Here is a 26311-nt window from a genome sequence, read left to right as displayed (position 1 = left end):
AGTCTTGATGTTGCTGTGACCGGACACCGGTCGTGGCACCCACCCGGATATGGCACGCTGGTGCCATCCGATCTCCCGCCTCCGGTGCACAGCGAAGGTGACTATGGCTCCCGGCAAATCCAAGACCGCGAGATACACCGAAATCGAGCGGAAGTTCGCCGTCACCGAGGACACCGTCTCGCCCTCGTTCGAGGGTTTGTCGGCCGTCACCGAGGTGGAGCACACCCCGACCCAGCATCTGGATGCGGTGTACTTCGACACCCCCGATCGCGACCTGGCCGCGCACCGCATCACGTTGCGGCGCCGCACCGGCGGCAGCGACGCGGGCTGGCACCTGAAGCTCCCGGCCGGGGTCGACACCCGCACCGAGGTCCGCACCCCACTGGGCGCGGGGACCGACACAGTGCCCGAGGATCTGCGCGACATCGTACTGGCGATCGTCCGGGATCGTCCGCTGGCCCCGGTGGCCCGGGTCAGCACCGAACGCAGCGTCGAGGTACTGCACGGGACGGACGGCGTCGCACTCGTCGAATTCTGTGATGACCGGGTGACCGCTTCGGCCGTTGAGGGCGAAGAACAGAGCTGGCGGGAGTGGGAGCTGGAGCTGCTCACCGCCGATGTGCCCGACGACCTGATGGATCGGCTGTCAAACCGGCTGGCGGATGCCGGCGCGGAACCGGCCGGGCACGGTTCGAAACTGGCCAAAGTCCTCGGTACCGACCAGGTCCCGGCCCCGACTCCCCCGGCCGATCCGGTACACCGGGCCATCGCGGAGCAGATCGACGCACTGCTGGAGTGGGACCGCGCGGTACGTGCGGACGCCTACGACTCGGTGCATCAGATGCGGGTGACGACCCGCAAGATCCGCAGTCTGCTGCAGGAGTCCAAGGACTCCTTCGGACTCGATGACGACGGCTGGGTGCTCGACGAGCTGCGGGCGCTGGCCGCCGTCCTGGGTGTGGCCCGTGATGCCGAGGTGCTGGGCGAGCGCTATCAGCGCGCGCTGGACGAGATGCCCGCCGAGCTGGTCCGCGGCCCGGTGCGCCAGCGTCTGGTCGAGGGTGCCAACCGCCGCTACACCGCCGGCTGGCGACGTTCCCTGTTGGCGATGCGGTCGCAGCGCTACTTCCGGCTGCTGGACTCACTGGAAGAGTTGGTCAGTGCCGAGCAGGCGGAATCCGCGGACTCTGCAAAGTCTTCGGTGAGTATCGACGCCGCGTACAAGCGGGTACGCAAGGCGGCCAAGACCGCTGCGGCGGTGGCTGCCGAAGATGCCAGCGCTGAGGAGAAGGATGAGGCGCTACACCGGATCCGCAAGGGCGCCAAGCGGCTTCGTTACACCGCGGCTGCGACCGGGGCGGACAAGGTGTCCGATCGGGCGAAGAGCATCCAGACCCTGCTGGGCGACCACCAGGACAGCGTGGTGAGCAAGGCACATCTGAGCACCCAAGCCGATGCCGCACATGCCGCCGGTGAGGACACCTTCACCTACGGGCTGCTCTATCAACAGGAGCACGACGCCGCCCAGCAGTCCCGGGCGTTGTTGGACGACGCGCTGAAGAAGCTGGCCAAGGCGGTGCGCAAGGCCCACTAGGGGGCTGGGGGCGAACGAGTTGGCCTGTAAGCCGGATTCTGTGCTGGCCCTCCCGTTGCCAGGAGGGTCAGTGGCGACCATCCATCTGGACACACCGTTGCCGGGTGCCTCGAGCGGCCTACCCGCAGGCTCGGGCGAGCAGCCCTCGAACGCCTGCGCGGCCGCAACCAGGTTGCGGCCTTCTTGGCCTTGCTTCGGGTGGGGTTTGCCTAGCCACCCCGGTCACCCGGGGTGCTGGTGCGCTCTTACCGCACCGTTTCACCCTTACCCCTGGCCGCAAGGGCTCAGGTGGCGGTCTGTTTTCTGTGGCACTTTCCCGCGAGTCGCCTCGGATTGCCGTTAGCAATCACCCTGCTCTGTGAAGTCCGGACTTTCCTCGACACCCGAAGGTGCCGCGGCCGCCCAGCCAACTCGTTCGCGCTGGTCAGACTACCCTCAAAATCATGGCTCAGGTGCCACCGGCACGATATTTGCTCCGCGCGAAGGATCTGGCGGACGCCCGCTACGCGGATCCGATCACCGTCGACGACCTTGCCGCGGCGGCCGGCTTGTCCCGTGCGCATTTCAGCCGCATGTTCACCCGCACCTTCGGCGAGTCTCCGCGCGCCTATCTGCAGAGCCGGCGCCTGGAGCGGGCTGCGGCACTGCTGCGCAACACCGACCGCTCGGTGGCGGACATCTGCGTGATGGTCGGCCTGCACAGCGTGGGGTCGTTCACCACAAGTTTCGCTCGCGTGTACGGCAAGCCTCCGGCGGCCTATCGCGCCGGCCTGCCGCCTGCGATGCTGCGCGCCCCGGTGCCCAGTTGCATTCTGGCGCGCGATACCCGGCGCGCGCACACCGGACGGGCCAAGACAGCACAAACGGAGAAGACGGCCGGGCCGGAGCGGACGTAGCGTCTGCTCATGATGAAAATCGCCTACACGCATCTGTGGGTTCACGATCAGGAAGTCGCGTTGAAGTTCTGGACCGAGAAGGTGGGAATGGAAGTGCGCGAAGATGTTTCGTTTCCGGAGGAGATGGGCAACTTCCGGTGGGTCACGGTCGGCCCGCCGGGACAGGAGGACGTCGGCATCGTGCTGATGGCTGTGCCCGGCGAGCCCGTGATGGATGAAACGACCCGCAAGCAAGTCCAGGAGCTGACCGCAAAGGGCTTCGCCGGCACGGTGTTTCTGACCACCGACGACTGCCAGAAGAGCTACGAGGAGCTCACTGCCCGCGGCGTCGAGTTCACCGAGCCGCCCAATCAGATGCCCTACGGCATCGACTCCGGATTCCGTGACCCGTCGGGCAACAGCATCCGACTGACCCAACGCACGGACTGAACCGCAGTGACTAAGCCGCGGGCGCGCAGCGCGCGAACTCGATCGCGACCCGCAGCTCGGTCACGCTGTCGTACCTCTCGATGGGCCCGGGTGGCGGCGGGGCGGTGGACCGGTAGACCGCGCCGGTCGGGGTGACGAATTCGGCTGTGTGCACACCGTTCTCGTCACTGGTCGTCACTCTCCACCCGGGTGATTCTTTGACGTAGTTGCACCGTTCACACTCGCCGAGAGCGTTGCGTGCACTGGTGGGACCACCCCGGGCATGCGGCTGGGCGTGGTCGTAATGGCGGATCGGGGCGTCGCAGTAGGGGGTTCTGCAGGTCTGGTCCCGCAATCCGATGAATTGGGCCAGCGCCTTGGGAAACAGCCGCGACCGTGACTCCATCGCCACCAGCGCCCCGGATTTCGGGTGTCGGTAGAGCCGCCGCAGGGTGGCCCGCGACCGCTCGTCGGCCACCGCGTCACTCACGAGGGAACGGGCCACCGACGCCGGCACCGGTCCGTATCCCTCGACCACGGCCGGATTCTCGTCTTCCCCGACCAGAGTCTGGTCGGAGAGCAACAGATTCACCGCCACCGGCTCGGGCACCGTGGCGGGGCGGCCGGTCACCCGCTCCGCCACGGTGTCGGCCATCACCTGGCCGCGCGTCCGGCCGTCGAACGTCGTATCAGCGCTGCGTTTGAGCGCCGCATACACGCCCACGCCCTTCTGCACCGGCAACAACACCGTCAGCCGCGCCATGCAGTCCGGCGCGGGCCGGATCCAGACATCTCGATCCTCCGCTGCCTTCGCCATCCGGTCGACGAATGCCTGAGGATCCAGCCGGTAGGCGATCTTCTTGGCTTCCGCCTCGATCCGCCCGTTTCCCAGACCGTCAAGCTTGGTGACATCGCCACACATCTCGGCATCCAGCGCCCGGCGATCCTCGACCGTCAGGCATGCCGACTCCCGCACGATCAAAGTCGCCCGCCATTCCGACAGCACACCGGACTCCAGCGCCGCCAACGTGTGCGGCATCTCGTACACCAACGCCTTGGCGAACCCGAGATGCCGACTGCCACACGTCGGCGAATCATGGCGGGCCAGCGCGATCTCCGAGGCCACCCCACGACCTCGTTTGGCCCTCGGCACCCGCGCCGCCGCCTCGTCGGCCCGGCGCTTCTCGTCCAACAAGGCCGCGCACCGGGCCTGGCCGGCGGCCGCAGCCGACTTGGCCCGTTCGAGTTCCTCGATGCGCCGATGCAACTCGGCCTCATCGGCATGTGGGTTGACCTGCGCCAAACCCGCAATATCGAACATACATTCGACTATGCCACACGGGTACGACAAGTCGATTCAGCCCAAACGACGCAACACCATCACGTTGTCGATCAAGGTGCCGGGTTGCCCATCGGGACCGGTCGCCTCCCGCTCGTCGGCACCCACCCGAACCCGTTCCCATTGCGCGTCGTCGAGGCTCAGCGAGTCGACCACCTCGTCGGCGCTGGGGAACGGAAATTTCCGGACATGCTCGGGAGCCCAGGGCGGCGCAGCCCCGTGATCGACAACGACCAGCAGGCCGCCGTCGGCCACAGTACCGGCGGCGCGACGCAGCATCGCGGCACGGTCCATGCCGATCGGCGACTGCAGGAACTGGGCGGAGACGAGGTCGAAGCGACCGTCCGGAAGGCTCTCGGACAGGTCGTGGCGTTCGAACGTGATCCGTTCCGCCACACCACGTTCCCGCGCCTCGGCCGCGGCCCGGGCGAGCGCGGTTTCGGAGACGTCGACTCCCGTGACCTCCCAGCCGTGTTCGGCCAGCCAGACGGCGTCGCCCCCCTCACCGCAGCCCAGATCGAGAGCCCGGCCCGCGGGCAGGCCCTCGGCGATCTTCGCCAGCTGAGCATTGACCCGGCCGCTCCAGATGCGGCCGCGCTGCCCGTAATGCCGTTCCCAGTACTGGGCAGTGACGGCCGTCTGCGCGGGCCACGGCGGCACCGGCAGTCCGACGTCTTCGCCGAGCAGGTGCTGCACGACGGCGGCGCCGGCCTGGCTGCCCGATGCGACAGCCGCGGCCACCTGGGGCATCTGGGCACTCAGGTCACCCGCGGCGAACAAGCCCGGCACCGAGGTGCGTGCGAACCCGTCAACGAGCAGCGCATCGGCGGCGATCGGCCCGGGCGCCGAGACCGCCCCGAGTTGCGCGGCCAGCGGCGAGCGCTGGTGCAGTGTGGCGGCGACGAGCGCACCGCGCCTGGCCAGCCGGGTGCCATCGGCGAATTCGACCGCTTCGAGTTCACCGTCGCGGGCGACGAAGCCGGCGATCGAACGGTCGTCGACACTGATTCCGGCCGCGTCCAGCTGCTTGACCTGTGCGTCGTCCAGCCCACTGTCCCCGTTCGTCAATACGACCAGATCCTCGGTCCAGCCGCGCATCATCAGCGCCGAGTGCACCGCACGGTCGCCCTGGGCAATCACGGCGACCGGCGCGTCGCGCATCTCCCAGCCGTGGCAGAACGGGCAGTGGAAAACCGAGCCGCCCCAGAGGCCTTCGAGCCCCGCGATGTTCGGCGCGCGGTACTCCATGCCGGTGGCCAACAGCATCGTCCTCGCCTGCTCGCGGGTTCCGTCGGCCAGCTCGAGGGCGAATCCGGGCTCACCACGTACGACTTCGCCGGTGCGCACCTCCACGGTGGGGTAGGCAGCCAACTCGGCGCGGCCTGCCGCATAGAGGTCGGCAGGCGGACGGCCGTCACTGCCCAGCAGACCACCGATGCCGGGTGCGGCCAGATTGCTCTGATTCCCCGCGTCGACGAGCAGCACGCGCCGGCGGGCCCGGCCCAGCACCAGCGCCGCACTCAGTCCGGCCGCCCCACCACCGACGATTACGCAGTCCCAAACATTCTCCATGACTTCGAGCTTGCCCAATCACATGGCAAAGTGCCAAGCTAATTTGCCATGGAGGCAAACGCAGCCGATCCGGCCGACATCGACGCCCTGGTCCGCAGCCGGCTTCGTGAGTTGCGCGCCCAACGCGGGCTCACCCTGGAAGATGTTGCGCGCCGCGCCCAGATCGACGTATCGACGCTGAGCCGGCTGGAATCGGGCAAGCGCCGACTCGCCCTGGACCACCTACCCCGACTGGCCGCCGCGCTGTCGGTCACCACCGACGAGTTACTGCGCGCGCCACAGGCCGAGGATCCCCGGGTCACCGGCAGCTCACACACCCACCACGACATCACCTACTGGCCGTTGACCCGGCAGGGCCCGGCGTCCGGGCTGCACGCCTACAAGATCCGGATCAGTGCCAAGCGCCGCAAGCCACCCGCCGAATTCCCGGTCCACGAAGGACGCGACTGGATGTACGTGTTGTCGGGCCAATTGCGCCTGATCCTCGGCGAGCAGGACTTCGTCGTCAAACCCGGTGAGGCCGTGGAGTTCTCGACCTGGACCCCGCACTGGTTCGGGGTCATCGACGGACCGGTCGAGGCGATCACGATCTTCGGCCCGCACGGCGAACAATTACACCTGCACGCCTGACCTACAGGTATGCGGTCTGGTTCACCAACCGCACCGAAGATCCACCGTCGCCGTAGAACTCGGCGATCGACAGCGAAGCCAGATCCAGGTGCAGCCGGTACAGGATGCCCTCCCCCGCATCGAGCGCCAGCCGCAGGATCGTCTTGATCGGGGTCACGTGCGAGACCACCAGAACCGTTGCCGCGCCGTACTCGGCGACGATCCGGTCGCGGGCCCGACCGACACGGTGCGCCACCGCATCGAAGCTCTCGCCACCGGGCGGCTCGACGCTGGTGTCACGCAGCCAGCGCCGGTGCAGTTCCGGATCCCGTTGCGCGGCTTCGGCGAACGTCAGTCCTTCCCACGCGCCGAAGTCGGTCTCGATCAGGTCATCGTCGACACGGACGTCGACGCCGAGCGCCTTGGCCGCCGCCGCTGCGGTCTCATAGGCCCGCTCCAGCGGCGAGCTGACCACCGCCGCGACACCCCCGCCGGCGCCCAGATACCGCGCAGCAGCGTCGGCCTGCCTGCGCCCCTCCTCGGTCAGCACCGGGTTCCCGCGGCCCGAATAGCGCCGGGCGATGGACAATTCGGTCTGACCGTGCCGCAGCAGCAACAGCCGCGTGGGAGCGCCGGTCGCACCGGTCCAACCCGGCGCCGACAGCGCAGCCTTCTCGGCCTGCACGGGCTCCTTGGCCGGCTCGGGCGCAGGCTGCTCGGTGAGAATGCCTGCCGCAGCGTCCATGGCTTCGTTCGCCAGCCCGTCGGCATGGCTGTTGCGTTCGCGCGGAATCCACGTGTAGCTGGCCCGGTCGAAGCCCGCGGCCAGCTCAGCCGCCCGGCGCTGCAGAGGAATCAGGTCGGGATGCTTGACTTTCCAGCGTCCCGACATCTGTTCGACGACGAGCTTGGAATCCATCGACACTGCCACCTCGTCCGCGCCCAGCTCGGTAGCGGCCTCCAAACCGGCGATCAGGCCGCGGTATTCGGCGACGTTGTTGGTGGCGCGGCCGATCGATTCCTTACGTTCGGCCAGTATTGCGGTGTGTTCGGCGTCGAACACCACCGCGCCGTAGCCCGCCGGTCCCGGATTTCCCCGGGATCCGCCGTCGGCCTCGACGAGAACCTTCACTGCTTGAACCTCAGCAGGATCGCTCCGCACTCGGGGCAGCGCAGCACGTCATCCTCGGCCGCCGCAGCGATCCGGGCGCTCTCACCGCGGTCGATCTCGATCCGGCAAGCGCCGCAGCGCCGGCCCTGCAGCAACCCGGCACCTGCCCCGCCTCGGGAGCGCAGGCGTTCGTAGAGACCGACGAGCTCAGGATCGATCAGACCGACGAGTCCTTCGCGGCGGGTCACCGCCTGGTGCTTGGCCTGGTCGATCTCCACCAATGCCGCGTCACGGGCCTGCTGTGCCGACGACAGCGCGGCCTGAAGGTCATCGATGCGCTGCATCGCTTCGGCCTGCTGTCCCGCCAGTTCCTCGCGGCGTTCCATGAGCTCCAGCAGGGAGTCCTCCAGGCTCGATTGCCTGCGCTGCAAGGTTTCCAGCTCATGCTGGATCTCGGCGACCTGCTTGGCGGCCACCGTGCCACCGTCGATCAGCTTGCGGTCGCGGTCCTCCCGCTGACGGACCGAGTCGATCTCGCTTTCGAGCTTGGTCACCTGGGCTTCCAGGTCTTCCAGGGCGATGCCGAGCACGCCGACCCCGTCACCGGCGGCGGCGTGCGCGGCCTGTGCCTCGTCCACCTTCTGCTGTTCGGCCAGGTGCTTGGCGCGGTGCTCGATGCGCCCGAGTTCGGCATCGACCTCCGTCAGCGCGAGAAGCGAACGTTGTTGTTTTACTTCGGCTTTCATGCCCTGACTTTCATGTTGTTGGTAGCGATCAGCACTCGACGTTCCACGGGTCGGTGCGTACGGAGGACACTCGCACCTTCAGCGCGTCACCGAACTGCCCGCGCAGGACTCCGGCGGCCTGGGCACACCAGGGGAACTCGGTGGCCCAGTGCGCCACGTCGATGAGCGCGACCGGTGACAGGCGTCGGTGCTCATCAGCGGGATGGTGCCGCAAATCCGAGGTGACGTAAGCCTGTACGTCGGCGCGGGCCACTGTGCCCAACAGTGAGTCGCCCGCTCCCCCGCAGACGGCGACGCGCGACACCATGGCGTCGGGATCCCCCGAGGTCCGCACCCCCCACGAGGTGGCCGGCAACGCAGCTCGGACGCGGGATGCGAACGCCGACAAGGGCTCTGGCCGATCCAGCTGCCCGATCCGACCGATGCCCACGTCCCCGGGGATCGGCGCCAGCGCGAAGATGTCGAAGGCAGGTTCCTCGTAGGGGTGCGCGGCCCGCAGGGCAGACAGGATGGTGGACCGAAGCCGCGACGGCGCGATCACCTCGACCCGGTCCTCGGCCACCTGCTCGACGGTGCCCACCTCGCCGATGGCCGGGGCGGCCCCGTCGTGCGGCAGGAACTGGCCGGTTCCGGCCACACTCCAGCTGCAGTGCGAATAGTCGCCGATGCGCCCGGCGCCCGCGTCGAACAACGCCTCGCGCACCGTCGCCGCGTCCGCCGCCGGTACGAACACCACCCATTTGTCCAGATCGGGACCGGATGCCACCGGCGACAGCACCGCGTCGACCCTCAGACCCAACGCCTCGGCCAGCGCATCGGACACGCCGGGTGAGGCCGCGTCGGCATTGGTGTGGGCGGAGAACAGGGCCCGGCCGGTGCGGATCAACCGGTGGATCAACGCGCCCTTGGCGGTGTCGGCCGCGACGGTGTCCACGCCGCGCAGCAGCAGCGGGTGGTGAGCCAACAGCAGGCCGCGGTCCGGGACCTCGTCGACCACGGCCTCGGTCGCGTCCACGGCGATCGTGACCGATTCCACCGGCTCGCCGGGGTCGCCGCACACCAACCCGACCGAGTCCCAGTCGTGGGCCAGGTGCGGCGGGTATGCCGCGTCCAGGGCGGCGATCACGTCGGCCAACGGCACCCCGGCCGGTCGCGCGCTCATTGCAGTACCTCCGTCATGGCGTCGACGAGTGCGGGCCATTCCGGCCGCACCGCAGCACGCAGGTAGTTTTCCGGCAGGCCCACGAAAGTATCGCAACGCCGTACCGCGATGCCTTTGCTTTCCAGATGTTTCCGCATCAGCTCCGCGTCGGGCACGGTGAACAGCACGAATGGCGCGTCGCCCGCCACCACGCCCAATCCGAGCTCCTCGAGCCCGGCGACCATCGAGGCCCGCAACCCGGCGAGCCGCCGGGCTGAGGCGTCCGCCTCGGCCACGGCCTCCGGACTGCCGGTCGCGGCGATGGCCTCCAGTTGCAGGGTGCCCAGGGGCCAGTGCGGACGCGGCGCGGTGAGTCGGGCCAGCTCGTCGGGCGCGCCGAGGGCGTATCCCACCCGCAGCCCGGCCAGTGCCCAGGTCTTGGTCAGGCTGCGCAACACCAGCACGTCGGGCAGTGATTCGCGGGCCAGTGTCTGCGCCTCACCGGGAATACCGTCGGCGAACGCCTCGTCCACCACCACCAGTCGACCCGGCCGGCACAACACCAGGATGTCGTCGGCGCGGTGCAGCACCCCGGTCGGATTGGTGGGGTTGCCGATGACCACCAGGTCCGCTTCCTCCGGCACGACAGCTCCGGTCAGCGTGAACGGCGGCGGCAGCACCACGTGCTGGATCGGCACACCGGCTGCGGCCAGGACGGCTTCGGGTTCGGTGAACGATGGGGCGACCAGCGCAGCCAACCGTGGCCGCAGCCCGGCGAGCAGGGCGAAGCCCTCGGCTCCACCGGCCAGCAGCGCCACCTCGTCGGTGGCTCGGCCGTGCCGCGTCGCCACGGCTTCCACCGCACGGCGTTGATCGGCCTGGGTCGGGTAGCTGCCCAGGTCCGGCAGTCGGGCGGCCAAGCGGTCGGTCAGCCAGACCGGCGGCCCACCGGGGCGGACGTTGACCGCGAAGTCCAGCATTCCCGGCAATGCGGCCTGGTCGCCGTGGTAGCGGGCGCCTGCGCGGGGTGGGTTCGGCACAGCACGACACTAGTGGTCGGAGGGCTGCCCGCGGCATACGGGAGAATGGGGACGTGACTGACACGCTGGAACTCACCCGACCGCAGCTGGTGCTGTTCGATCTCGACGGCACCCTGACCGATTCGGCGGCCGGGATCGTGTCGAGCTTCCGCCATGCCCTGACCCATGTCGGCGCCGGTATTCCGGAGGGTGACCTGGTCGGACGCATCGTCGGCCCACCCATGCACGAGACGTTGCAGGCGTTGAGTCTGGGTACGACGAGTTTCGACGCCGACGCCGCGATCGCGGCCTACCGCGCCGATTACACGAGCCGCGGCTGGGCGATGAACAGCCTGTTCGACGGGGTCGAGGCGGTGCTGGCCGATCTGCGGGCCGCCGGAGTGCGGCTGGCAGTCGCGACGTCGAAGGCCGAACCGACCGCGCGACGCATCCTGGAGCATTTCGGCCTGGACGGCTATTTCGAGGTGATCGCGGGAGCCAGCCCCGACGGCGTCCGGGCAGCCAAGGCCGACGTGGTCGCCTACGCGCTGGCCCAGTTGCAGCCCCTGCCGGAGCGCGTCCTGATGGTCGGTGACCGGATGCACGACGTCGAGGGTGCGGCCCAGCACGGTATCGACACCGTGGTGGTCGGCTGGGGTTACGGCGCCGCCGATTTCACCGGCCCCACCGCGGTCGCGGCGCACGCCCACGTGGACAGCGTTACCGCACTTCGGGAGGTGCTCGGTGTCTGAGCTGCATGTCACGTTCGTGTGCTCGGGCAACATCTGCCGGTCCCCGATGGCCGAGAAGATGTTCGCCCACCAGATCCGCGAGCGCGGCCTGGCCGACGTGGTCCGGGTGAGCAGCGGCGGCACGGGCGGTTGGCACGCCGGTGACGGCGCCGACAGCCGCGCCTGCCTGGTGTTGTCTGAGCGCGGTTATCCCAGCGAGCACGTCGCCGCCCAGGTCTGCGATGACCATCTCGGCGCCGACATGGTGGTCGCGTTGGGCCGCAACCACCTGCGCATCCTGACCGATCTGGGCGTGGTTCCCGACCGTTTGCGGATGCTGCGCTCGTTCGACCCGCGCTCGGGAGCGCACGCCCTCGACGTGGAGGATCCGTATTACGGCGGCAAGGCCGATTTCGAGGACGTGTTCACCGTGATCGAGTCGTCCCTGCCCGGGCTGCACGCCTGGGTCGACGCGGCGCTGGCCGACCGGGGAATCCGGGGAACGGCAGTCTGATGCGACGCCTGACCTTCCTGCTGCGGCCGCAATGGGTGGCGTTGTTCATCGTGGTGGCCGCCTTCGCCTACCTGTGTTTCACGGTGCTGGCGCCCTGGCAGCTGGGCAAGAACACGAAAACCTCGCGTGAGAACAACCAGATCAGCCATTCGCTGCAGGCCGATCCGGTCCCGGTGACCACTGTTCTGCCACACCAGGATTCGGTCGCGCCCGATGCCCAGTGGCAGCGGGTCACGGCGACCGGGCACTACCTGCCGAAGTCGGAGGTGCTGGTCCGGCTGCGGGTGGTCGACGGCGAACCGGCCTTCGAGGTCCTCACCCCGTTCGCCGTGGACGGCGGGCCGGTGGTGCTGGTCAATCGTGGCTTCATCACCCCGATCGACGGAAACAAGGTGCCCCAGTTCGCGCCGGCACCGACCGACCGGGTGACCGTGACCGCCCGGGTCCGGGATGCAGAAGCACGCCTGCCGGGGAAGGAGCCGTTCCGCGGCGACGACGGCGCACAGCAGGTGTACTCGATCAACCCCGAGCAGATCGCCGCGCTCACCGGTGTGCCGCTGACGGGGTCGTATCTGCAGCTGGTGGCGAACCAACCCGGCGGTCTCGGGGAGTTGTCCCTGCCGCACCTCGACGCCGGACCGTTCTTGTCCTACGGCATCCAGTGGATCGCATTCGGCATCGTCGCCCCGCTCGGCGTGGGCTACTTCGTCTACGCCGAGATTCAGCAGCGCCGGCGCGAACGGGCCGTCGCCCAGGCGGCCGCAAAGGAACCGCCCCGCGAACTCACCGGCGAGGAGAAGATCGCCGATCGCTACGGCAAGCGGCGCTGACAACCACAAGTAGCACCGACACGGCCGCCGCCGAGGCCTGCACCGCGCGCGAGAGTCGCACCGTGCGGGCCACATCCACCACTTCGGGAATGCGGCCGTCGCCCAGGGTGGGCCGGATTTCCAGTTGATGCGCGTACTGCGTCGGGCCGCCCAGCCGCACCCCGAGCGCACCGGCGAAGGAGGCCTCGGCCACCCCGGCGTTGGGGCTGGGATGGCGGGCCGCGTCGCGCCGCCACGCCCGCAAGGCCGCCCGCGGTGACCCACCCACCACCGGCGCACACAGCACCGTCAGAACCCCGGTCAGCCGGGCCGGCAGGTAGTTCAGCACATCGTCGAATCTGGCTGCGGCCCAACCGAAGTTGAGGTACCGCGGTGAGCGGTGCCCGATCATCGCGTCCAGCGTGTTGGCGCCCCGGTACACCAGCACCCCGGGTACCCCGCCGATCGCCGCCCACACCAGCGGCGCCACCTGGGCGTCAGAGGTGTTCTCGGCCAGCGATTCCACCGTGGCCCGGGTCAGACCCGAGGTGTCCAGTGCGGCCGGATCCCGCCCGCACAACGAAGGCAGCAGGGCGCGGGCGCCGTCGAGGTCGGCCGTTCCCAGCAGCGTCGACATCTGCCCACCCACCCGGTTGAGCGAGGTGCCACCGAGCGCGACGTAGGTGGCCGCCGCGGTCACCCAGATGCGGTCGCCGCGTCCCGCCGCCCAGCCCAGCCCGGCCAGCCCACCGAGCAGCAGCGCGGTGTGCACGGCACCTGCCCTGCGATTGTCGGCATAGGTCAGCTTCTCCAACCGTGCTGCGCCAGTGCCGAACCCGGCCACCGGATGCCCGCGGCGCGGATCGCCGAGCAGCAGGTCGGCCAGGAACCCGACGGCGATACCGGCGGCCCGACGGTGCCAGACCTGCGGGCTTCTACGCGCAAACACCCCGGCAGCGTCTCACAAGGTGGTCTACTCGAAGTCATGAGGCTGGGTCCGCCACGACGCCCGCGACGTGTCACCGATCTGCTCAACCCGGCGGCGGCGCTGCTGCCCGCGGCCAACGTCATCATGCAGCTGTCCTCCCCCGGGGTCGGCTACGGGGTGCTGGAGAGCCCGGTGGACAGCGGCAACGTCTACAAGCATCCGTTCAAACGGGCCCGCACCACGGGCACCTATCTGGCCGCGGCCACCATGGGTACCGACACCGACCGGGCGCTACTGCGCGCCCAGATCGACAAGGTGCATGCCCTGGTCCGCTCGCGGGCCTCAAGCCCGGTGTCCTACAACGCTTTCGACCCTCGGCTACAGCTGTGGGTGGCGGCCTGCCTGTACCGCTACTACGTCGACATGCACGAGTTCCTCTACGGCCCGCTCGACGAGGAATCGGCCGACGCGATTTACGCCGACGCCCGCGCGCTGGGCACCACCTTGCAGGTGCGCGACGAGATGTGGCCGGAAGACCGGGACGCCTTCGATACGTACTGGAAGCAGTCGCTGCACGACCTGCGGATCGACCCTCCGGTACGCGAGCATCTGCACGGCGTGGCAGCGATGGCGTTCCTGCCCGCCCCGCTGCGCCTGCTGGCCGGCCGGTTCAACCTGTTCGCCACCACCGGGTTTCTACCCGCAGAGTTCCGCAGCCGCATGCAGTTGCGCTGGACAGCCGATCAGCAGCGGCGTTTCGAGTGGCTGTTGACCGGGCTGCGGGTCGCCGATCGCGTGATCCCGCACGAGGTGTGGCTGTTGGGTTATCAGATCTACCTGTGGGACATGCGGATCCGCGACCGGCTCGGCAAGCGAGTGGTCTGACTCAGTCTGTTTCAGGAGGCCAAGATGACGTTCCCCGCTCTTGCTCATGTGGCGGTCACGGTTCGCGATCTGGCGATCAGCGGGCCGTGGTATCGAGCCCTGTTCGGTGCCGATCCGGTGCTCGACGAGGACACCGATGCCGGCTTCCATCACCTGGTGTGGCTGCTGGACGGCGGCACGCTGTTCGGCATCCACCAGCATCAGACCCCGGCCCCTGATGGACGTTTCAGCGAGTTCCGGGTGGGCCTGGACCACGTCGGCTTCGGCTGTGCGTCACGTGCGGAACTGCAGGCCTGGGTGGACCGACTCGACGGCCTGGGCATCGCCCATGGCGGGATCGTCGACGCACCGTACGGGTCGGGGCTCAGTTTCCGCGATCCCGACGGCATCGCGCTGGAGTTCTTCGCCGGAGCTTGAATTCGGGTCGTACGGCAGGGTATCGCCGAGTCCGTGGATATGATCCCACGCGGAGGAACCTTGAAAGAGCTCATTGCCCCGGTTGCCGCTTCCCTGGCAATCGGTTTTGCGATCGGCGGCCTCCACTCATCGGGCCCGCCGGTCGCCGCCCCGCAGGCACCGGTTCCGCCGCTGCCTCGGCCGGGCCTCTACACCGTCACCGAGACTTCGGCGGACCGTGCGCCGGAGCCCTACAACTGGACCTTGTCGGGGTGCGGCCCGCAGTGCCTGCACGTGCTCTCACCCGCGCCGGAGGGCACCTGGCAGCTGGATCTGGCTTGGGACCCCGCCGCCGATCGGCACAACGGCGCGTGGGTCGGTGAGCGCGTCAACCCCGGCATGCAGTGCCGGCCCGGCAGCCCCGAGTACAGGACGGGCCCGGTTCCGTTCAAATACGTCATCCGAGCCGATCTCACGGGATTCGTGAACATGAAGTTCTCCCGGGACAGCCCATCCTGCCGGGGCGATACCGCCATGCGCGGGCAACAACTCGCGCTGAGACGCGCGAAGGCGGTGTGGTCGTAGCACCGAAATTCACCAAGGACCATGACCGCAGTGGCCGCCAGGCCACAATCGGCCATCTCCGTTTGAGTTGCGGCCGAACATCTTTGGGCGGACGACGCAGAGCCCGCCGACCAGCCGCACACAGCTGGGACCCGCACGGGGCGCAAATACTTCGAAATGAAGTTATCGACCCGTGAATTGTTTGCATATGAATTCGGCATGAACCATGTGACAGTTATCTATGCCTCCGGACAATGGTGTTATGGCGGCGATGTCGGTGTCTCCACGTGGACAAACACCCCGGCAGGCGATGCTGGGGCAGCTGCCCCGGATGCATCGTGCTGACGGGTCACCGATCCGAGTGTTGCTGGTCGACGATGAGCCGGCGCTGACCAACCTGGTCACGATGGCGTTGCGTTACGAGGGCTGGACCGTGGATGTCGCCCACAACGGCAGCAACGCAATGGCTTTGTTCACCGATACCGAACCCGACGTCGTCGTGCTGGACATCATGCTGCCCGACATCGACGGGTTGCAGATCTTGCAGCAAGTGCGGGCGGCCGAGACCTACACCCCGACCTTGTTTCTCACTGCGCGTGATTCGGTGGTGGATCGGGTATCGGGGTTGACCGCCGGCGCGGACGACTACATGACCAAGCCGTTCAGCCTGGAGGAGCTCGTTGCTCGGCTGCGGGGTTTGCTGCGGCGGTCCAGCCATATTGCACCGCCGGTCGACGAGGTGCTGCGAGTCGGCGACATCGTGCTGGACGGAGCCAGTCACGAGGTGACGCGCGACGGTACGGCGTTGACGCTGACCGTGACCGAGTTCGAACTGTTGCGGTATCTGATGCGTCATCCGCGACGGGCGCTGAGTCGCGCCGAGATACTCGATCAGGTGTGGAACTACGGGTTCGGCGGCAAATCGGGCATCGTCGACCTCTACATCTCGTACCTGCGCAAGAAGGTTGACGTGGGCCACGAGCCGATGATCCACACCGTGCGGGGTGTCGGATACATGCTGCGCCCCAAGGAATGACGAGGCACGACACGACGGTCTGGCGACGCCACTATGACCGTGCGGGCCCCACTTCGAATGCGCTCACCTCGGTCGGCGTCACCCGTAGTACCGCCGCGCTGGGGATGTCATAGAACAGCCCGAGAATGTCGAGCCGACCCTGCTGATAATGGTCACGCAACAGTGGATGCTCGGTGAGCGTCTGCACCTGCAACGCCACGTTCACCATGCTCAGCTGATCCACTGCGTCGAACCCTTCGGCGGCTGCCGACCGCGCGATCGGGTGGCAACCACCGTCGAAGGCAGCCAGGGTCGGGCGTGCATACTCCAGCCAGGTGTCCAACACTTCGTCACCAGTGGACTGGCCTGAGCCATCGCGTAATACCGCGTTCATGGCGCCGCAGCTGGAATGTCCGCACACCACGATCGACGACACGTCAAGGGCCTTCACCGCGAATGCGATCGCAGCGTCCACCGACACGTCCTGCCGCCCGGTCGGGATGAAGTTACCTACGTTGCGGACGGTGAACAGGTCGCCGGGTCCGCTGCTGGTGATCACGTTGGGCACGATCCGCGAGTCGGCGCAGGTGATGAACAGCGTCTCGGGACTCTGTTCGTGCCGCAACTCCTGCATGTGCGGCCGGATGTAGGGCGCGGTGCGGCGGTGGTAGACCGCCAGTCCGTGCAGCACCGACGGCCGCAGCCGCGGCTGCCAGGAACTCCAGGGCACCACGCCGGTGCGCTTGTCGATGGGGGTGAATCCGCGCATCGGCGGCCCAGCGACGGCACTGTCCATCTCGACCGCGCCGACATCGTGGATGTCGACGCTGCCGCCCGACGCGACCTGCTGACGCTGCCACGAGTCGATGGTCTCGTAGCCAGCATGGTCGATGAAGTCAACCGACAACTCGACGGTGACATGCGACCCCTCCGGCACCGACGCCAGCACACTGTTGAGTCTTGGGAGCGACAGGAAGGTCACCGAACCGTCGATGACGACGCGCCACTCACCGTCGCCGGCCGGATCGGCAGTGATCTTGACCCGGACCACCCGCCACACGGTCAGCGAGATGGCAAGTGCCAGACCGATCAGCACGCCCTCGAGCAGGTTGAGGAACACCACACCGATGATCGTGACGAGGTAGACCGCAAGGTCGCCGGTGCGCCACGCCGTCTTGATGTGGGCCCATTTGACCAGTTGTATGCCGATCACGATCAGTAGACCGGCCAGCGCCGATGTCGGGATCAGCTTGGCCAGACCCGCGAACGGCACCGCGAACGCCAGCACCCACACGCCGTGCAGGATCGCCGACGCGCGGGTCTGGGCGCCGGCGGCAACGTTGGTGGAGCTGCGCACGATCACGCCGGTCACCGGCAGTCCGCCGATGGAACCCGACGCAATGTTGGCCACCCCCTGACCGATCAGCTCGCGGTCGAAATTGGTGCGCGGAGCGCGGCTTTGGAGGCGGTCTACCGACACGGCGGACAACAGGCTTTCGACGCTGGCGATCAGCGCCACCGTCAGTACCCCCGTGGCGAACGCACCCCAATTTCCATGGGGCAGGTTCGGGAGCTGCAGGGCATCTACGAGCGAGCCGTCGATGTTGATCCGTGACACATCGAATGGTGCGACGAGCGAGAGCACCGTCACCCCGAGGATCGCCACCAACGGGCCGGGCACCACTTTCACCCGCGCCGGCATCCAGCGCCATCCGACGAGGATGCCGATGACGAGCAGGCCGAGGAACGTACCGGGCCCGTGCGCATCGAGGACCTGCCCGGGTAGTCCGGTGACGTTGCGCCAGGCGGAGCTTGCGGAGTCACCGCCGAGCAGCACGTGAGTCTGCTGTAAGGCGATCGTGACTCCGATGCCGGCAAGCATTGCGTGTACGACGACGGGCGAGATCGCGAGCGCCGCGCGGGCAATCCGGCTGAGCCCCAGCAAGACCTGGAGCACACCCGCGCAGATGGTGATCGCACAGGTGACAGCCCAACCGAACTCGGCGACGAGTCCGGCCACGATCACCGTCAGCCCGGCGGCCGGCCCACTCACCTGCAGAGGTGAGCCGCCCAGAATGCCCACCACGATGCCGCCGACGATCGCGGCGATGATTCCGGCAAGCACAGGCGCATCGGAGGCAACGGCGATACCCAACGACAACGGCAGCGCGACGAGGAAGACGACGAGCGACGCCGGCAGGTCATAGCGCAGTAGTGAGTGCAGACGCGACTGCTCCGACGGGCCAATTGGTTCGTCGGCGGGCCGCTGAGTGGCCGGCGTCAGTCGCTGCGCAATGGCAGGCTCCTTCGGTCGATGGTCGGCGTCGGCAAGGCGGCATTTCGTTGCCGACGTCGTTACCAAAAGAAAGCTGTGCAGTATTCACGAACGAATTCACCCGCGGGTAGGCGATCATCGCTTACCCGTTCTCCACTACCAGGCTATTAATCGTCGGAAAGTGGCGTCAAGCAATGCGGACCGACGCATAGCGAACCCAAATGTTTGCGCTTCGAATGCAGTTCGATGCGTCATTCAACGTATTGCGAGCTGCGCACATTAGGAGTCGATATGACCTCGGTGACAGCGATTGCCGTCGTCAGGAAAATGGAATCATGACATCGGCGTCTGTGACAGGTGTGCAGCGACCCCGGGGAGCGGTCCCCGGTCAACAGCCGCGCATTCGCCGTGCCGACGGTTCACCCATTCGAGTTCTGCTGGTGGACGACGAGCCGGCGCTGGCCAACCTGGTGAAGATGGCCCTGCACTACGAGGGCTGGGTGATGGAGGTCGCTCGCAACGGCCAGGAAGCTGTCACAAGTTTCGATGAGACCGACCCGGATGTCGTGGTGCTCGACGTCATGCTGCCCGATGTCGACGGGCTGGAGGTTCTGCGACGCGTCCGGGAGTCCGCCAGCTACACGCCGACCCTGCTCCTCACTGCGCGCGATTCGGTGATGGACCGCGCACCGGGGCTGGCAGCGGGAGCCGATGACTACATGACCAAGCCATTCAGCCTCGAAGAGCTCATGGCGCGGTTACGCGGCCTGCTGGGCAGATCCAGTGACGTGGCATCACCTGAGGTCGAGACGCTACAGGTGGGTGATCTGGTGCTTGACGACGCCAGCCGAGAGGTGTTGCGCGACGGGGTGCCCGTGTCCTTGTCCGCCACCGAGTTCGAGCTGCTGCGCTACTTGATGCGCAACCCGCGCCGGGCGCTCAGCCGCGCCGAGATCCTGGACCGGGTGTGGAATTACGGATATGGCGGCCGGTCGAGCATCGTCGACCTCTACATCTCATATCTGCGGAAGAAGATCGACACCGGACGTTCGCCGATGATCCACACCGTTCGCGGAGTCGGATACATGCTGCGGCCAGGGGAATGATTCTCTAGAACGCAATTCACCTTAGGATCGCCGATGGCGCACTCTATGACGCTGGCCATCCTCTGTGAATTAGACATTCGATTCATATGAATTCTCCGTGGGAAACCATCCGGTGAAAACATGTGATTTCGATATGAGGTGGTCGATGCCACCTCTATTCGAACTTAGACTGAAGGATATTTCACCTACTGGAAAGGTGGTGTTTCCAATCATGAAAGGACCAAGATATAACCGAATGACCGGTGTTGTGGCGATTATCGGAGGTGCAGCGGCCTTGGGCCTGATAACGGCCGCTCCCGCCGTCCCCGCACCGTCGAACCCGTCCGCGCAGGAGACCATCGACAAGTTGAAGGCCGACGGCTACAACGTCATCGTCGCCAAGGTCGGCAACAACTCGGTGGATCAGTGCACCGTCAGTGCGGTGCGCGACGGCCACGACGTCAAGAACAACTGGATCATCCGGGGACCGGCCGGCCAGGTGGGCACCCAAACGCGCTACACCACGGTCTACGTCGACCTGCACTGCAAGGGATGACGCCCGACGGGCTGATGATGATCTTGGTGGGCGCGGACGGTATCGAACCGCCGACCGCTGGTGTGTAAAACCAGAGCTCTACCACTGAGCTACGCGCCCCGTCGCAGGCACGGTACACGCCGCAGGGGCGTGACCGGAAATCCCGCGAAGACTAGTCAGACCCGTAAGGCCGCCAATGCCTCCCGCCACACCGCCTGATCGCGCGCCTGGCCCGGGTCCATCATCTCGGCAAACTGGACCCTACCGGTCTTGTCGACGACGAACGTGCCGCGGTTCGGATACCCGGCTTCGTCGTTGAAGACGCCGTAGGCCTGGGCGACCTCGCCGTGCGGCCAGAAATCCGAGAGCACCGGGAACGTGAATCCACTTTCGATGGACCAGATCTTGTGCGTCGGGGGCGGGCCGACCGAGACAGCCAGCGTCGCGGTGTGATCGTTCTCGTACAGCGGCAGCTTGTCGCGGATCTCTCCGAGCTCGCCCTCGCACACACCGGTGAACGCCAACGGAAAGAACACCAGCAGCACGTCCTTGGCACCGCGGTACGCGCTGAGGGTGACAGGCCTGCCGTTCTGGTCCCGGAGCGTGAAATCGGGCGCCGGGGCACCGACAGCGAGCACTATCCCCTCTTTCCGGCAGCCTTCGACTTGGGTTGCACCAACCGGCTCGCCGTCCAATCCCCCAACTTGGCCGACGAGGTCTGCATGAGACCGGCCGTCGGCGCCGATTCGGCGATCTCCGCGGGCTGCACGTGCCCGGGTCTACCGGTCTTGGGAGTCACCACCCAGATCACGCCGTCCTCGGCGAGTGGGGTGATGGCATCCATCAGCCGGTCGACGAGATCCCCGTCGTCGTCCCTCCACCAGAGCAATACGACATCGACTACTTCGTCCGAATCCTCATCTACCAGCTCAGATCCGCACGCTTCTTCGATATCGGCCCGGATGTCGTCGTCGCTATCCTCGTCCCAACCCAGTTCCTGGACTATCTGATCCTTCTGGATGCCCAGTATGTGGGCGTAGTTCGGGCTTGAGTCCGTCCCCGCCGCGACCACCGTCGGTCCTCCTTAACCTCTTCTCGAGCCTCTCTCAAGACTTGACCATCACTCGTTCATTCGCGTGCGCGATGCGTGTTGCGATCTATCGTCGCACGACGAGGCATCAGTGCGGGTGTCCGGCGGGCGAGTTTGTCCGCGCACCTGTCAGTAAGCCTTGTCGCATCTGGTGAGTGCGTTCTCTCGTGCGGTGTTCGATCGCTGCGATACGGCGTTGAACTCATCCGGGCCGACGTGGCCGGAAATGGCGCTGACGAGGGCTCTCGCCGAGTCGATCCACTCGGTCAGGGCGGCGTGCAGATCCGGGGACAGCGCGTCCGACAGGCCGGAACCGACCAGATCGGCGCTGCGGTTGAGCCCGTCGATCGCGGGGCCGGCCTTGGCGGCGGTGTCACCCCCGTTGTTGACCGCCTCGACGTAGCCGTTGACCGCATTGATTGCGTCGACCGTGGAGGTACTGAGGTCCTCGCACACGGTGTGCACGGCGCGGGTGGTCAACGAGGCCTGGCGTTCGGATTCGCGGGTCACCGAGCTCAGAGAGGACTCTTCGATCGACGCTTTCACCGATGCCCGGTATACGGGAGCAGCGGAGGAATCGACCTGTGCGGTACCGCCGGTAATGGACGTACAACCCACTACCACCATGGCGATCACCGCGGCCCCGCCGACTGCGCGCGCGGCAATCCTCGCCTTTGCCCCAAATCGCCCATCAACCGGCACGATCTGCAGACGTTACCGGTTCACAAAGCAACTCATGGGTAACTTACGCACCCCCACCCCCAGCGGCGCGGAGGCGGCAAGATGGGTGGACGATAGAAGGTGCCACAAGCACTGTCAGTTGTTACCGCCTAACAAGGAGCGGAAGTTGACCACCGAGTTCGTGCGCCAGGATCTGGCCCAAAACTCCTCTACCGCAGCCGAACCCGACCGGGTGAGGGTCATTCGGGAGGGGGTTGCGTCCTACCTTCCGGATATCGATACCGACGAGACCGCGGAATGGCTCGAGTCGTTCGACGAGTTGCTGGAGCGCTCCGGCCCGGCGCGCGCCCGGTACCTGATGTTGCGACTGCTCGAGCGCTCACGCGAGAAGCGCGTCGCCATCCCAGCCCTGACGTCGACCGATTACGTCAACACCATCCCGACCGAACTGGAGCCCTGGTTCCCCGGCGACGAGGACGTCGAGCGACGTTATCGCGCCTGGATCCGGTGGAACGCGGCCATCATGGTGCACCGCGCCCAGCGCCCGGGAGTCGGTGTGGGCGGCCATATTTCGACGTACGCATCGTCGGCGTCGCTGTATGAGGTCGGTTTCAACCACTTCTTCCGCGGCAAATCCCATCCGGGCGGCGGCGACCAGGTCTTCATCCAGGGCCACGCCTCCCCCGGCATCTACGCCCGCGCCTTCCTGGAAGGCCGGCTGACGACCGACCAACTGGATGGTTTCCGCCAGGAGCACAGCCACCCCGGCGGCGGCCTGCCGTCCTACCCGCACCCGCGCCTGATGCCGGACTTCTGGGAATTCCCGACGGTGTCGATGGGCCTGGGTCCGATGAATGCGATCTACCAGGCCCGGTTCAACCACTACCTGCACGACCGCGGCATCAAGGACACCTCCGATCAGCACGTGTGGGCGTTCCTCGGCGACGGCGAGATGGACGAGCCGGAGAGCCGCGGCCTGATCCAGGTGGCCGCCAACGAGGCGCTCGACAACCTGACCTTCGTGGTGAACTGCAACCTGCAGCGCCTGGACGGCCCGGTGCGCGGCAACGGCAAGATCATCCAGGAGCTGGAGTCGTTCTTCCGCGGCGCGGGCTGGAACGTCATCAAGGTGGTGTGGGGCCGCGAGTGGGACGCGCTGCTGCACGCCGACCGCGACGGCGCGCTGGTCAACCTGATGAACACCACGCCCGACGGCGACTACCAGACCTACAAGGCCAACGACGGCGCCTACGTGCGCGATCACTTCTTCGGTCGCGATCCGCGTACCAAGGCCCTGGTCGAGCCGATGACCGATCAGGAGATCTGGAACCTCAAGCGCGGCGGTCACGACTACCGCAAGGTGTACGCCGCCTACCGCGCCGCGATGGAGCACAAGGGCCAGCCGACGATCATCCTGGCCAAGACCATCAAGGGCTACACCCTGGGCAGCCACTTCGAGGGCCGCAACGCCACGCACCAGATGAAAAAGCTTGCGCTGCAAGACCTCAAGGACTTCCGCGACGTCACCCGGGTGCCTATCAGCGACGCCCAGCTCGAAGAGGACCCGTACCTGCCGCCGTACTACCACCCAGGACCGGAGACCCCAGAGATCCGGTACCTGCTGGACCGTCGCCGGAGCCTCGGCGGATTCGTCCCGGCCCGCCGCAACAAGACCACCCCGCTGCCATTGCCCGGCTCAGAGACCTACCAGGCGCTGAAGAAGGGGTCCGGCAACCAGTCCGTGGCCACCACGATGGCGACGGTGCGCACGTTCAAGGAACTGTTGCGGGACAAGAACATCGGACCGCGGCTGGTACCGATCATCCCCGACGAGGCGCGCACGTTCGGCATGGACTCGTGGTTCCCGAGCCTGAAGATCTACAACCGCAACGGGCAGCTCTACACCTCGGTGGACTCGGCACTGATGCTGGCCTACAAGGAATCCGAAGTCGGCCAGATTCTGCACGAGGGCATCAACGAGGCCGGTTCGACCGCGTCGTTCACGGCCGTCGGCACCTCCTACTCGACGCACAACGAGCCGATGATCCCGATCTACATCTTCTATTCGATGTTCGGGTTCCAGCGCACCGGCGACGGCCTGTGGGCCGCGGCGGATCAGATGGCCAAGGGCTTCGTGCTCGGCGCGACGGCCGGGCGCACCACGCTGACCGGTGAGGGCCTGCAGCACGCCGACGGTCATTCGCTGCTGCTGGCGTCGACCAATCCGGCCGCGGTGACCTATGACCCGGCGTTCGCCTACGAGATCGCCCACATCATCGAGAGCGGCTTGCAGCGGATGTACGGCGAGCACGCTGAGAACGTGTTCTTCTACATCACCATCTACAACGAGCCCTACGTGCAGCCCGCCGAACCGGCCGGTCTGGACACCGAGGCCCTGTTGCGCGGCATGTACCGCTACCGGCGGGCCGCCGAGACACGCAGCAACACCGCTCAGATCCTGGCGTCGGGCGTCTCGATGCCCGAGGCGCTGCGCGCCGCGGACATGCTGGCGGCGGAGTGGGATGTGGCGGCCGACGTGTGGTCGGTGACCAGCTGGGGCGAGCTCAACCGCGAAGGCGTGGAGATCGAGCGGCACCGGCTGCGCCATCCGGATCAGCCCGCCCGCACCCCGCATGTCACCAGCGCGTTGGCCGATGCGGCCGGCCCGGTGGTGGCGGTATCGGACTGGATGCGTGCGGTGCCCGAGCAGATCCGGCCGTGGGTCCCCGGTACCTACATCACCCTGGGCACCGATGGCTTCGGCTTCTCCGACACGCGGCCCGCTGCGCGGCGCTTCTTCAACACCGACGCCGAGTCGGTCGTGGTGGCAGCACTGGAAGGGCTGGCCCGTGACGGGGAGATCGATCCTTCGGTGCCCACCGCGGCGGCCAAGCAATACAAGATCGACGACGTGTTCGCCGCGGCGGTGTCCTACGTCGACACCGGCAGCGCCTAGCCGAGGGCGCCGAGGGCTGTCTCTCTTAAGGGAGCGACAGCCCTCGGCGCGGTCCTCTTGGAGGAATCCACCAGAATATTGGCGTAGCTTTTAGGGATGGCTGACAAGCGGTTCGTGCCGCCCAAATCGACCGTCGAGGTCCTTGAGAGCGTGCCCGAGTCGACGCTGCGCCGGTTGAAGCAGTATTCCGGCCGGCTGGCCACCGAGGCGGTCCACGCCATGGCCGAGCGTCTCGACTTCTTCTCCGATCTCGACGCGTCGCAGCGGGCCAGCGTCCAGTTGGTCGTGCAGACCGCCGTCGTGAACTTCGTCGAGTGGATGCGCGACCCGGAAAGCGACGTCAGCTACACCGCGCAGGCTTTCGAGGTGGTGCCGCAGGACCTGCGTCGACGGATCGCCCTACGCCAATCGGTCGAGATGGTCCGGACCTCGATGGAGTTCTTCGAAGAGGTGGTGCCGCTGCTGGCCCGCTCCGAGGTGCAGCTCAACGCGCTGACCGCAGGGATCCTGCGCTACAGCCGGGACCTGGCGTTCGCGGCGGCCAGCGCGTACGCCGACCAGGCCGAGGCCCGCGGGGCGTGGGATCTGCGGATGGAGGCCAACGTCGTCGACGCCGTGGTGCGCGGGGATACCGGGCCCGAGCTGCAGTCCCAGGCGGCGGCGCTGAACTGGGACGCCACCGCTCCGGCCACGGTGATCGTCGGCCTGCCGCGTCCGGACCGGCTGGATCTGGCCCGCGACGACATCCACGACGTCGTGAAGCGTCACGACCGGGCGGCACTGTCCGACGTGCACGGAACCTGGTTGGTGACGATCGTGTCGGGCCCGCTGTCAGCAACCGACCGCTTCCTGGTGGACCTGCTGTCGGTGTTCGCGGACGGTCCGGTGGTGGTCGGGCCGACCTCCCCGACACTGACGGCCGCACACCGCAGCGCGACCGAGGCGATCTCCGGCATGAACGCGGTGGCCGGCTGGCCCGGCGCACCCCGGCCGGTGCCGGCACGCGAGCTGCTGCCCGAACGGGCTCTGCTGGGAGACGAGACTGCGATCGCAGCACTGGAAACCGAGGTCATGCGCCCATTGGCCGACGCCGGCCCGGCGCTCACGGAGACCCTCGACGCGTTCTTGGATTCCGGGGGCGCCATAGAAGCTTGTGCACGCAAATTGTTCGTTCATCCAAACACGGTGCGCTACCGGCTCAAACGGATCGGCGACTTCACCGGCCGCGATCCGGTCGTTCCACGGGACGCCTACGTGCTGCGGGTTGCGTCGACCGTCGGCAGATTGAGCAAACAGGCATACCAGCCGAACACGCCATATGGTGGTAACGCCGCCATCTCGGCGATTCGCCCGGCTCATTCCCCGAGGCAGCGGGCCTGATCTTGAATCACCTGCCGCCCGAGAGGCCTGTG

Annotated in this window: 26 protein-coding genes, 1 tRNA gene and 1 other RNA gene; 15 read left to right on the top strand and 13 right to left on the bottom strand. The window is 67.2% G+C overall.

What is annotated here, in order from left to right; all coding sequences use genetic code 11:
- Positions 1 to 103 precede the first annotated feature (103 nt).
- Positions 104 to 1594 (top strand): CYTH and CHAD domain-containing protein, encoded by a 1491-nt coding sequence (locus tag AC4LGL_RS21545; protein WP_491840544.1) that lies wholly within the window; start codon positions 104 to 106, stop codon positions 1592 to 1594.
- Positions 1595 to 1605: 11 nt separating this feature from the next.
- Here the strand turns inward: AC4LGL_RS21545 and rnpB are convergent.
- An RNA gene (gene rnpB / locus AC4LGL_RS21540) (RNase P RNA component class A) lies at positions 1606 to 2008 on the bottom strand.
- A 29-nt stretch (positions 2009 to 2037) separates the two neighbouring features.
- On the opposite strand from rnpB, the gene AC4LGL_RS21535 reads away from it, so the two are divergent.
- Together AC4LGL_RS21535 and AC4LGL_RS21530 are read left to right on the top strand one after the other, a co-directional pair.
- Positions 2038 to 2490 carry a helix-turn-helix transcriptional regulator gene (locus tag AC4LGL_RS21535; RefSeq protein WP_055115158.1) on the top strand — a complete coding sequence of 151 codons (453 nt, stop codon included), beginning with the start codon at positions 2038 to 2040 and terminating at the stop codon, positions 2488 to 2490.
- Positions 2491 to 2499: 9 nt separating this feature from the next.
- Positions 2500 to 2919 carry a VOC family protein gene (locus AC4LGL_RS21530; RefSeq protein ID WP_491840543.1) on the top strand — a complete coding sequence of 140 codons (420 nt, stop codon included), beginning with the start codon at positions 2500 to 2502 and terminating at the stop codon, positions 2917 to 2919.
- A gap of 10 nt (positions 2920 to 2929) precedes the next feature.
- On the opposite strand, the gene AC4LGL_RS21525 is transcribed toward AC4LGL_RS21530, so the two are convergent.
- Both AC4LGL_RS21525 and AC4LGL_RS21520 read right to left on the bottom strand, forming a co-directional pair.
- The gene (locus tag AC4LGL_RS21525) at positions 2930 to 4219 is read right to left on the bottom strand and encodes an HNH endonuclease (RefSeq protein WP_491840542.1); all 1290 of its coding nucleotides are present in this window, start codon (positions 4217 to 4219) and stop codon (positions 2930 to 2932) included.
- A 36-nt stretch (positions 4220 to 4255) separates the two neighbouring features.
- Positions 4256 to 5809 (bottom strand): FAD-dependent oxidoreductase, encoded by a 1554-nt coding sequence (locus AC4LGL_RS21520; protein ID WP_491840541.1) that lies wholly within the window; start codon positions 5807 to 5809, stop codon positions 4256 to 4258.
- Between the two features lie 48 nt (positions 5810 to 5857).
- Here AC4LGL_RS21520 and AC4LGL_RS21515 point away from each other — a divergent pair, with 48 nt between their 5' ends.
- On the top strand, positions 5858 to 6439 hold the full coding sequence (locus tag AC4LGL_RS21515) for a type II toxin-antitoxin system RelB family anti-toxin (protein ID WP_491840540.1): 582 nt from the start codon (positions 5858 to 5860) through the stop codon (positions 6437 to 6439).
- 1 nt (position 6440) lies between these two features.
- Here the strand turns inward: AC4LGL_RS21515 and AC4LGL_RS21510 are convergent, their stop codons facing one another.
- From AC4LGL_RS21510 to cobC, 4 genes are read right to left on the bottom strand one after another with little or no spacing between them, the layout of a single operon-like run.
- Complete coding sequence (locus tag AC4LGL_RS21510; protein ID WP_491840539.1) at positions 6441 to 7550, bottom strand: bifunctional RNase H/acid phosphatase; 1110 nt, start codon at positions 7548 to 7550, stop codon at positions 6441 to 6443.
- Entirely contained in the window at positions 7547 to 8275 is a 729-nt protein-coding gene (locus AC4LGL_RS21505; RefSeq protein WP_491840538.1) for a zinc ribbon domain-containing protein, read from the bottom strand. The genes AC4LGL_RS21510 and AC4LGL_RS21505 overlap by 4 nt, the downstream gene beginning before the upstream one ends.
- 28 nt (positions 8276 to 8303) lie before the next feature.
- Positions 8304 to 9437: a Nif3-like dinuclear metal center hexameric protein gene (locus AC4LGL_RS21500; RefSeq protein ID WP_491840537.1), complete on the bottom strand. Its 1134-nt coding sequence runs from the start codon at positions 9435 to 9437 to the stop codon at positions 8304 to 8306.
- Positions 9434 to 10456, bottom strand: coding sequence for an Rv2231c family histidinol phosphate aminotransferase CobC (gene cobC, locus AC4LGL_RS21495; protein WP_491840536.1), 1023 nt, complete (start codon positions 10454 to 10456; stop codon positions 9434 to 9436). Before cobC ends, AC4LGL_RS21500 begins: the two co-directional genes overlap by 4 nt.
- A gap of 53 nt (positions 10457 to 10509) precedes the next feature.
- Here cobC and AC4LGL_RS21490 point away from each other — a divergent pair, with 53 nt between their 5' ends.
- From AC4LGL_RS21490 to AC4LGL_RS21480, 3 genes are read left to right on the top strand one after another with little or no spacing between them, the layout of a single operon-like run.
- Positions 10510 to 11187, top strand: a complete 678-nt coding sequence (locus AC4LGL_RS21490) for an HAD-IA family hydrolase (RefSeq protein WP_088304476.1) — start codon at positions 10510 to 10512, stop codon at positions 11185 to 11187.
- Positions 11180 to 11680: a low molecular weight protein-tyrosine-phosphatase gene (locus AC4LGL_RS21485; RefSeq protein ID WP_088304475.1), complete on the top strand. Its 501-nt coding sequence runs from the start codon at positions 11180 to 11182 to the stop codon at positions 11678 to 11680. The genes AC4LGL_RS21490 and AC4LGL_RS21485 overlap by 8 nt, the downstream gene beginning before the upstream one ends.
- On the top strand, positions 11680 to 12510 hold the full coding sequence (locus AC4LGL_RS21480) for an SURF1 family cytochrome oxidase biogenesis protein (RefSeq protein ID WP_491840535.1): 831 nt from the start codon (positions 11680 to 11682) through the stop codon (positions 12508 to 12510). The genes AC4LGL_RS21485 and AC4LGL_RS21480 overlap by 1 nt, the downstream gene beginning before the upstream one ends.
- Here the strand turns inward: AC4LGL_RS21480 and AC4LGL_RS21475 are convergent.
- On the bottom strand, positions 12464 to 13438 hold the full coding sequence (locus AC4LGL_RS21475; protein WP_491840534.1) for a cobalamin biosynthesis protein: 975 nt from the start codon (positions 13436 to 13438) through the stop codon (positions 12464 to 12466). The genes AC4LGL_RS21480 and AC4LGL_RS21475 overlap by 47 nt on opposite strands.
- 36 nt (positions 13439 to 13474) lie before the next feature.
- On the opposite strand from AC4LGL_RS21475, the gene AC4LGL_RS21470 reads away from it, so the two are divergent.
- The 4 genes from AC4LGL_RS21470 (at position 13475) to AC4LGL_RS21455 (ending at position 16298) form a co-directional block, all read left to right on the top strand.
- Positions 13475 to 14302 carry an oxygenase MpaB family protein gene (locus AC4LGL_RS21470; RefSeq protein ID WP_491840533.1) on the top strand — a complete coding sequence of 276 codons (828 nt, stop codon included), beginning with the start codon at positions 13475 to 13477 and terminating at the stop codon, positions 14300 to 14302.
- Positions 14303 to 14326: 24 nt separating this feature from the next.
- Positions 14327 to 14719 (top strand): VOC family protein, encoded by a 393-nt coding sequence (locus AC4LGL_RS21465; RefSeq protein ID WP_491840532.1) that lies wholly within the window; start codon positions 14327 to 14329, stop codon positions 14717 to 14719.
- A 60-nt stretch (positions 14720 to 14779) separates the two neighbouring features.
- Positions 14780 to 15283, top strand: coding sequence for a hypothetical protein (locus AC4LGL_RS21460; protein WP_491840531.1), 504 nt, complete (start codon positions 14780 to 14782; stop codon positions 15281 to 15283).
- A 241-nt stretch (positions 15284 to 15524) separates the two neighbouring features.
- Positions 15525 to 16298 (top strand): response regulator transcription factor, encoded by a 774-nt coding sequence (locus tag AC4LGL_RS21455; RefSeq protein WP_491840530.1) that lies wholly within the window; start codon positions 15525 to 15527, stop codon positions 16296 to 16298.
- 31 nt (positions 16299 to 16329) lie between these two features.
- Here AC4LGL_RS21455 and AC4LGL_RS21450 read toward each other — a convergent pair whose 3' ends face one another.
- The gene (locus AC4LGL_RS21450) at positions 16330 to 18573 is read right to left on the bottom strand and encodes a SulP family inorganic anion transporter (RefSeq protein ID WP_491840757.1); all 2244 of its coding nucleotides are present in this window, start codon (positions 18571 to 18573) and stop codon (positions 16330 to 16332) included.
- Positions 18574 to 18887: 314 nt separating this feature from the next.
- Here AC4LGL_RS21450 and AC4LGL_RS21445 point away from each other — a divergent pair, with 314 nt between their 5' ends.
- Positions 18888 to 19658 (top strand): response regulator transcription factor, encoded by a 771-nt coding sequence (locus AC4LGL_RS21445; RefSeq protein ID WP_491840529.1) that lies wholly within the window; start codon positions 18888 to 18890, stop codon positions 19656 to 19658.
- 235 nt (positions 19659 to 19893) lie between these two features.
- Positions 19894 to 20193: a hypothetical protein gene (locus AC4LGL_RS21440; RefSeq protein ID WP_491840528.1), complete on the top strand. Its 300-nt coding sequence runs from the start codon at positions 19894 to 19896 to the stop codon at positions 20191 to 20193.
- Between the two features lie 24 nt (positions 20194 to 20217).
- Here the strand turns inward: AC4LGL_RS21440 and AC4LGL_RS21435 are convergent.
- The 4 genes from AC4LGL_RS21435 to AC4LGL_RS21420 all read right to left on the bottom strand — a co-directional run bounded on the left by AC4LGL_RS21435 (position 20218) and on the right by AC4LGL_RS21420 (position 21808).
- Positions 20218 to 20292, bottom strand: a tRNA-Val gene (locus AC4LGL_RS21435).
- A gap of 56 nt (positions 20293 to 20348) precedes the next feature.
- Entirely contained in the window at positions 20349 to 20810 is a 462-nt protein-coding gene (locus AC4LGL_RS21430; RefSeq protein ID WP_491840527.1) for a peroxiredoxin, read from the bottom strand.
- Positions 20810 to 21244 (bottom strand): DUF3052 domain-containing protein, encoded by a 435-nt coding sequence (locus AC4LGL_RS21425; RefSeq protein WP_491840526.1) that lies wholly within the window; start codon positions 21242 to 21244, stop codon positions 20810 to 20812. Before AC4LGL_RS21425 ends, AC4LGL_RS21430 begins: the two co-directional genes overlap by 1 nt.
- 147 nt (positions 21245 to 21391) lie before the next feature.
- A complete protein-coding gene (locus AC4LGL_RS21420; RefSeq protein ID WP_491840525.1) occupies positions 21392 to 21808 on the bottom strand; it encodes an Rv2240c family protein in 417 nt (138 codons plus the stop codon).
- A gap of 301 nt (positions 21809 to 22109) precedes the next feature.
- Here AC4LGL_RS21420 and aceE point away from each other — a divergent pair, with 301 nt between their 5' ends.
- Positions 22110 to 24899, top strand: a complete 2790-nt coding sequence (aceE, locus tag AC4LGL_RS21415; protein ID WP_491840524.1) for a pyruvate dehydrogenase (acetyl-transferring), homodimeric type — start codon at positions 22110 to 22112, stop codon at positions 24897 to 24899.
- 96 nt (positions 24900 to 24995) lie between these two features.
- Positions 24996 to 26279: a PucR family transcriptional regulator gene (locus AC4LGL_RS21410; protein WP_491840523.1), complete on the top strand. Its 1284-nt coding sequence runs from the start codon at positions 24996 to 24998 to the stop codon at positions 26277 to 26279.
- Positions 26280 to 26311: the final 32 nt, after the last annotated feature.

Source organism: Mycolicibacterium arcueilense (genome assembly GCF_058536225.1).
Note: the sequence above shows the minus strand (reverse complement) of the source record. Positions and strands in the feature narration are given on the sequence as shown.

Coding starts and splice junctions, on each gene's coding strand:
- AC4LGL_RS21545 (WP_491840544.1), top strand. CDS start 104: ATGGCTCCCGGCAAATCCAAGACCGCGAGATACACCGAAATCGAGCGG.
- AC4LGL_RS21535 (WP_055115158.1), top strand. CDS start 2,038: ATGGCTCAGGTGCCACCGGCACGATATTTGCTCCGCGCGAAGGATCTG.
- AC4LGL_RS21530 (WP_491840543.1), top strand. CDS start 2,500: ATGATGAAAATCGCCTACACGCATCTGTGGGTTCACGATCAGGAAGTC.
- AC4LGL_RS21525 (WP_491840542.1), bottom strand. CDS start 4,219: ATGTTCGATATTGCGGGTTTGGCGCAGGTCAACCCACATGCCGATGAG.
- AC4LGL_RS21520 (WP_491840541.1), bottom strand. CDS start 5,809: ATGGAGAATGTTTGGGACTGCGTAATCGTCGGTGGTGGGGCGGCCGGA.
- AC4LGL_RS21515 (WP_491840540.1), top strand. CDS start 5,858: ATGGAGGCAAACGCAGCCGATCCGGCCGACATCGACGCCCTGGTCCGC.
- AC4LGL_RS21505 (WP_491840538.1), bottom strand. CDS start 8,275: ATGAAAGCCGAAGTAAAACAACAACGTTCGCTTCTCGCGCTGACGGAG.
- AC4LGL_RS21500 (WP_491840537.1), bottom strand. CDS start 9,437: ATGAGCGCGCGACCGGCCGGGGTGCCGTTGGCCGACGTGATCGCCGCC.
- AC4LGL_RS21480 (WP_491840535.1), top strand. CDS start 11,680: ATGCGACGCCTGACCTTCCTGCTGCGGCCGCAATGGGTGGCGTTGTTC.
- AC4LGL_RS21470 (WP_491840533.1), top strand. CDS start 13,475: ATGAGGCTGGGTCCGCCACGACGCCCGCGACGTGTCACCGATCTGCTC.
- AC4LGL_RS21465 (WP_491840532.1), top strand. CDS start 14,327: ATGACGTTCCCCGCTCTTGCTCATGTGGCGGTCACGGTTCGCGATCTG.
- AC4LGL_RS21455 (WP_491840530.1), top strand. CDS start 15,525: ATGGCGGCGATGTCGGTGTCTCCACGTGGACAAACACCCCGGCAGGCG.
- AC4LGL_RS21445 (WP_491840529.1), top strand. CDS start 18,888: ATGACATCGGCGTCTGTGACAGGTGTGCAGCGACCCCGGGGAGCGGTC.
- AC4LGL_RS21440 (WP_491840528.1), top strand. CDS start 19,894: ATGACCGGTGTTGTGGCGATTATCGGAGGTGCAGCGGCCTTGGGCCTG.
- AC4LGL_RS21410 (WP_491840523.1), top strand. CDS start 24,996: ATGGCTGACAAGCGGTTCGTGCCGCCCAAATCGACCGTCGAGGTCCTT.